The organism is Gordonia sp. (in: high G+C Gram-positive bacteria), assembly GCF_049299075.1.
Classification (GTDB): Bacteria; Actinomycetota; Actinomycetes; order Mycobacteriales; family Mycobacteriaceae; genus Gordonia.
On the sequence record NZ_JBAQWU010000424.1, the window covers coordinates 1 to 6,340 of the forward strand.

The 6,340-nt window shown below is 68.0% G+C and carries 3 protein-coding genes; all 3 read left to right on the forward strand.

The window, feature by feature from the left end; translation table 11 throughout:
• The coding region (locus WAW85_RS13675; protein WP_422560151.1) for a biotin/lipoyl-containing protein at nucleotides 1-197 on the forward strand (197 nt) is incomplete at its 5' end.
• 109 nt (nucleotides 198-306) lie between these two features.
• Nucleotides 307-648 (forward strand): hypothetical protein, encoded by a 342-nt coding sequence (locus WAW85_RS13680; protein WP_422560152.1) that lies wholly within the window; start codon nucleotides 307-309, stop codon nucleotides 646-648.
• A 267-nt stretch (nucleotides 649-915) separates the two neighbouring features.
• Nucleotides 916-6,340, forward strand: a 5,425-nt coding sequence (locus WAW85_RS13685) for a carboxyl transferase domain-containing protein (RefSeq protein ID WP_422560153.1), incomplete at its 3' end; no start/stop codon positions are given.

Here is a 6,340-nt window from a genome sequence, read left to right on the forward strand (position 1 = left end):
CACCCATGCAGGGCACCGTGGTCAAGGTGGCCGTCGCCGAAGGCGACACCGTCGCGGCCGGCGACCTGGTGCTGGTACTCGAAGCGATGAAGATGGAGAACCCGGTCACCGCGCACAAGGACGGCACCGTCACCGGCCTGTCGGTGGAGCCCGGCGCGGCGGTCACCCAGGGCACCGTCCTCCTGGAAATCAAGTAGCCCCCACCCCTGCCCCCTGAACCCCTCCGCCCCCTGAACCCCTCCGCCCCCTGAACCCCTCCGCCCCCTGAACCCCTCCGCCCCCTGAGCCCGTCGAAGGGTCCCGCCGTTGCAGCCTGTCGAGATCAACGCTGGCAGTTGGTATCTGCGTGCCTTGCGCGCCGATGATCGGCTGTCCGATGTCCCCGCGCTGGCCGATCTCGGCTTGACCGCCGATGTCGTCACCGCGACCGATCGCGCCTGGACCGCGCAGACCGCGTGCACGTGGGCGGTGTGCGAGCCGACGACCGGCGAGTTAGTTGCCCTCATCAGCGTCGCGGCACCCACCCCCTCGTCCGCGGCACAGCTCACCGGTCAGGCTCGCGCCGGTGGCGAGGGCGCATTGGCCGCCGCCGAGGGCCCGGTCGGACGCTTCGTCGCCGACGCGCTGGGCTGGTCGCTTCCTGACTGATCCCGTGGTGTCGCTCGGCACGGCGCTGACCTGCCCGGTTACTGGCCGGAAACCTTACTGGCAGGAAACATGACCTGGGTCACTTCCCGGATGTTACGACACAGTAGGCGTATCGGAGCCGCGTATTCATCCCTACGATGGACACGTTAACTTCAGCTGGCGCAGGCCTGTAGGTCCGGCGCTGTAGCGGACCATGCCGTCCGGCCGATAATTCCTATCGGCAAGTATTTCTCGGCCGACAGCCCGGCCATAACGCAGAGAGGCCGCATGTTCCGTCGTATTGCGATAGTCAACCGAGGAGAGGCCGCGATGCGGCTGATCAACGCAGTCCGTGATCTCAATGCGGAGACCGGTGATTCGGTGCAGACCATCGCGCTGCACACCGACGTGGACGCCGGCGCCACCTTCGTGCGGGAGGCCGACCTCAGCTATGACCTCGGTCCGGCCGCGGACCGCCCGTATATCAATCTGGCGACGCTCGAACGCGCACTGATCGCGACGCAGGCCGACGCCGCGTGGGTCGGCTGGGGCTTCGTCGCCGAGGACCCGGCCTTCGCCGAGCTGTGCGAGCGGATCGGTGTCACCTTCATCGGACCATCAGCGGAGGCGATGCGCCAGCTCGGCGACAAGATCGGCGCCAAACTGCTCGCCGAAGAAGTCGGTGTGCCGGTGGCCCCGTGGAGCGGCGGCGAGGTCTCGACGCAAGACGAGGCGGTCGCGGCCGCCGAGAAGATCGGCTACCCGCTGATGCTCAAGGCCACCGCGGGTGGCGGCGGTCGCGGCATTCGCCGAGTCGACGACGAAGCCGATCTGGTGGACGCCTATCAGCGGACCCGCGACGAGGCGCAGCGCGCCTTCGGCAGCGGCATCGTCTTCCTGGAGCGCTTGGTGACCGGCGCCCGCCATATTGAGGTCCAGGTGATCTCCGACGGCGACACCGCATGGGCGCTCGGCGTCCGTGACTGCTCTGTGCAGCGCCGTAACCAGAAGGTGATCGAGGAGTCGGCCTCGCCGGTGCTCGGCCCAGAGCAGGTCGCCGAGGTCAAAGCCGCCGCCGAGCGGCTGGCGGTGCGCGTGGGTTACAGCGGCGCCGCGACCGTGGAGTTACTGTACCACCCGGGCGACCAACTGTTCGCTTTCCTCGAGGTCAACACGCGGCTGCAGGTGGAGCATCCGATCACCGAGATCGCCACCGACTTCGACCTGGTGCGCGCCCAGATTCACGTCGCTCACGGCGGCACCTTAACCGGGAGCGGAGCGAATCAGTACGGCCAGCGCCCTACCGAGCGCGGTCATGCGGTCGAGGCGCGCCTGAACGCGGAGGATCCCGACCGCGATTTCGCGCCGTCGCCCGGTTACATCGCCCGCCTGGAATTGCCCAGTGGTCCCGGCGTGCGGGTGGACACCGGAGTCAGCGAGGGTGACACCATCCCCGCCGATTTCGATTCGATGATCGCTAAGATCATCGCCTACGGCAGCACGCGCGATCAGGCGCTGGCCCGCCTGCGCCGCGCGATGAGCCGCACCCGCGTGGTGATCGAGGGCGGTGCCACCAACAGCAGCTTCATCATCGACCTACTCAATCAGCCCGAGGTGATCGACGGCAGCGCCGACACCGGGTGGATCGACCGGGTCCGCGCCGAGGGACGCCTGGTCAGCCACCGGCATTCGTCCATCGCGCTGGCCGCGGCGGCGATCGACGCCTACGAAGAAGAAGTGTCCGCCGAGCGCAACCGCCTGTTGGCCACCGCGCGCGGCGGCCGTCCCCAAGTGCTGCACGAATCGGGTCGCCCGATCGACTTCAAACTCCGCGGCGTCGGCTACCGGGTCCGCGTCGCACGTATCGGCGCGAACCGTTTCCGCGTGGTGATCGAGGCCGGGGCGCAGTCGCAGACCGCCGACGTCGAGCTGGAGCACTACGACGAGCACACCGGCCGCATCACGGTGAACGGCCAACGCTTCCGGGTGCTCACCGCCACCCACGGCCCGGTCCACCTGGTGGACGTCGACGGCGTCACCCACCGCGTCAGCCGCGATGAGGGCGGCGTCGTCCGCTCCCCCGCACCCGCCCTGGTGATCGCCACCCCGTTGGAGGTCGGCACACAGGTGCAGGCTGGCGATCCGGTCTTGGTGCTGGAAAGCATGAAGATGGAGACGGTGCTGCGCGCACCGTTCGCCGCCCGCCTCAAGGAGTGCGTGGTGACCGTCGGTGCCCAGGTGGAGACCGGCGCACCCTTGCTGCGCCTGGAACCGATCGGCGACGATGATGACGACGCGGACGCCGACGGCGCGTCCGACAACGCGGTGCTCGATCTGCCGCTGGCCCCCGAACACGTCGCACAGTCGGTGATCGCCGACCAGACCCGCGAGGATCTGCGCAGCCTGATGCTCGGCTTCGACCGCGACCCCGGCGACGGCGACGGCGGCCTACTGGATCAGTACTGGCCGATCCGCCAAGCCGAAATCGACGCTGGCGAGCGACCACTACGCGGCGAGACCGACCTGGTCGGTGTGTTCGCCGATCTGGCCGAGTTGGCTCGTCGTCGTCCGGGCGAGGACGACATCGATGACCGCCTGCACAGTGCGCGCGAATATCTGCACACTTACCTGCAGAGTTTGGATGTGGAACTCGCCGGCGTCTCCGAGCAGTTCCGCACCCGACTGACCGTGGCACTGGCCCATTACAACGTTGCTGACCTCGAGCGCACCGCCGAGTTGGAGGCCGCGGTCTTCCGCATCTTCCTGGCGCTACAGCGGCTGGACGAGATGGTGCCCGGTGTCGCCGCCTTACTGCGCCGCTGGATGAAGGAGCCGCCGCCCGCGCCGGAACTGCGCGCGCACATCGGCCATGTGCTCGAACACTTGGTCAGCGCGACCCAGATCCGCTTCCCCGCGATCGCCGACCTGGCCCGCGGCGTGTTGTACGCCTGGTACGGCCAGCCGCGTCTGCGCCGCACCCGCGAGCGTGTGTACGCCGCCGTCGATAGCGACCTGACCTACCTCGACGAGCATCCGGACGCCTCTGATCGTACCGAGCGCATCGCCGAGATGGTCAAGAGCACCGAGCCGCTGGTGCGGCTGCTGAGTCGTCGGCTGGCCGACGACTCGCTCGACAACGCCGTCATGCTCGAGGTTCTCACCCGCCGCTACTACGGGAACAAGGGCCTGAGCGCCGTGGCCGCCCATCGCGCCGGGGGGGTGACCTTCGTGATGGCCCAGCGCGGCGTCTCGGTGCTGGTCTCCGCAGCCACCGCGTTCTCCGGTCTGGATACTGCTATGTGCGGTCTGGCCGAGCTGGCCGACGGCGCCGCGTCCATCGACGCCGATGTCTATGTCCGCTGGGACGACCAGCCCGACGACCTCGACGAGATGGCCGCCCAACTGCACGAGACAGTCAGCGCCCGGGCGCTCCCTGCCCAGGTGCACCGCGTCACCATCACTGTGGCCGGTTTGGGTGATGAAGCCATGCACCACCACTTCACGTTCCGGCCGTCGGCCACCGGCATGAGTGAGGATCGCCTGATCCGCGGTCTGCACCCGTACATCGCGCAGCGCATGCAGATGGAACGCCTGCGTAAGTTCAACGTCACCCGCTTGCGGTCGTCGGACGACGACGAGGTCTACCTGTACCGCGCGGTGGCCAAGGCCAACCCGGCCGATGACCGGCTGATCTCGTTTTGTCAGGTGCGCGATCTGACTGCGGTGCGCGAGCAGGACGGCAGCATCCTGACTCTCCCGACCGCCGAACGCGCCTTCGAGGCGAGCGTCGATTCGATCCGCCGGGCGCAGGCCCGTCGGCCGTCGTCCAAGCGGTTCAACACCAACCGGATCGTCATGTACATCTGGCCCCCGCTCGATGTCACGCGGGAGCAGGTCGGCCGGGTGGTCCGTCATACCCTGGGCACCGCTGTTTCCGTCGACGGCGCCGGCCTGGAAGAGATCGAGTTGATCGCTCGCCATCGCGACCAGGAGACCGGTGACCTGTCCAAGGTCTCCGTGCGCGTAACCCTCGATGCCGCGGGCGAAACACAGATCACCGTGGGCACGCCCGACGAGGCGCCGATCGAGCCGGTCGACGAGTACCGGCAGAAGGTGCTGCGTGCCGCGCGCCGCAACAACGTCTACCCGTACGAGCTCACTGAGCTACTCGGTGACTTCACCGAGTACGACGTCGATCCGGCGACATCTCCGGGGATGCACGCGGCGCAGAAGCTGATCCCGGTGGATCGACCGAAGGGCCGCAACACCGCCGCCGTCGTCGTCGGAGTGGTGAACACCCCGACAGCGAAGTATCCGGAGGGTATTGCCCGCGTCGTGATGCTCGGCGATCCGACCAAGTCGCTGGGCGCCCTCACCGAGCCCGAATGCCGCCTCTACCTGGGTGCGCTCGATCTCGCCGAGGAACTGGCGCTGCCGGTCGAGTGGTACGCGCTCTCCTCGGGGGCCGCGGTCAAGATGGATTCCGGGACCGAGAACCTGGACTGGGTGGCCGCGGTGCTCAAGCGCATCGTCGAGTTCACCCAGGACGGTGGCGAGATCAACGTCGTCGTCGCCGGTATCAACGTCGGCGGCCAGGCCTACTGGAATGCCGAAGCCACCATGATGATGCACACCAAGGGCATTCTGGTGATGACGCCGGACTCCTCAATGGTGCTCACGGGCAAGCAGGCGCTGGACTTCTCCGGCGGGGTGTCGGCCGAGGACAACTTCGGCATTGGCGGCTACGACCGCGTGATGGGCCCGAACGGCGAGGCGCAGTATTGGGCGCCGAACCTGACTGCCGCCCGCGCCATTTTGATGTCGCATTACGACCACGCATACGTGGTGCCCGGCGAGGAGACCCCCCGCCCGGCACCCACCGCCGATCCGGCCGACCGCGACATCTCCAGCTTCCCGCACGAGCTGGCGGACAGTGAGTTTGCGACTGTCGGCGAGATCTTCTCGGCCACGGCCAACCCGGACCGCAAAAAGCCGTTCAGCATCCGCTCGGTGATGGGCGCGGTGATCGACCAGGACCTCCCGGCGCTGGAGCGCTGGGCCGGGATGGCCGACGCCGAGACCGTCGTCGTGCAAGACACGCATATCGGCGGCTATCCGGTCACGTTGCTCGGTATCGAGTCCACGCCGGTCCCCCGGCGCGGCTTCCTGCCGACCGATGGCCCGGACACGTTCAGCGCCGGAACGTTGTTCCCGCAGTCGTCGAAGAAGGCGGCACGGGCGATCAACGCGGCCAGCGGCAACCGCCCAGTGGTGGTGCTGGCCAACCTGTCCGGCTTCGACGGCTCCCCGGAGTCGCTGCGCAAGCTGCAGTTGGAGTACGGCGCCGAGATCGGCCGCGCGATCATCAACTTCGACGGTCCGATCGTGTTCTGCGTGATCTCGCGGTACCACGGCGGCGCCTTTGTGGTGTTCTCGAAGGCACTGAACCCGAAGATGACCGTTCTCGCCATCGAGGGCTCGTTCGCGTCAGTGCTCGGTGGCGCCCCGGCCGCAGCCGTGGTCTTCGCTGGCGATGTCCGCACCCGCACCGAGAACGATCCGCGTGTGCACGCGTTGCAGACTCGGCTCGAGTTGGCATCGGACTCCGACCACGCTTCGGTGGCCGCCGAGTTGGAGGAGGTGCGGGCCACCGTCCGCGCCGAGAAGCTGGCTGAGGTGGCGTCCGAATTCGATGCCGTGCACAGCATTGAGC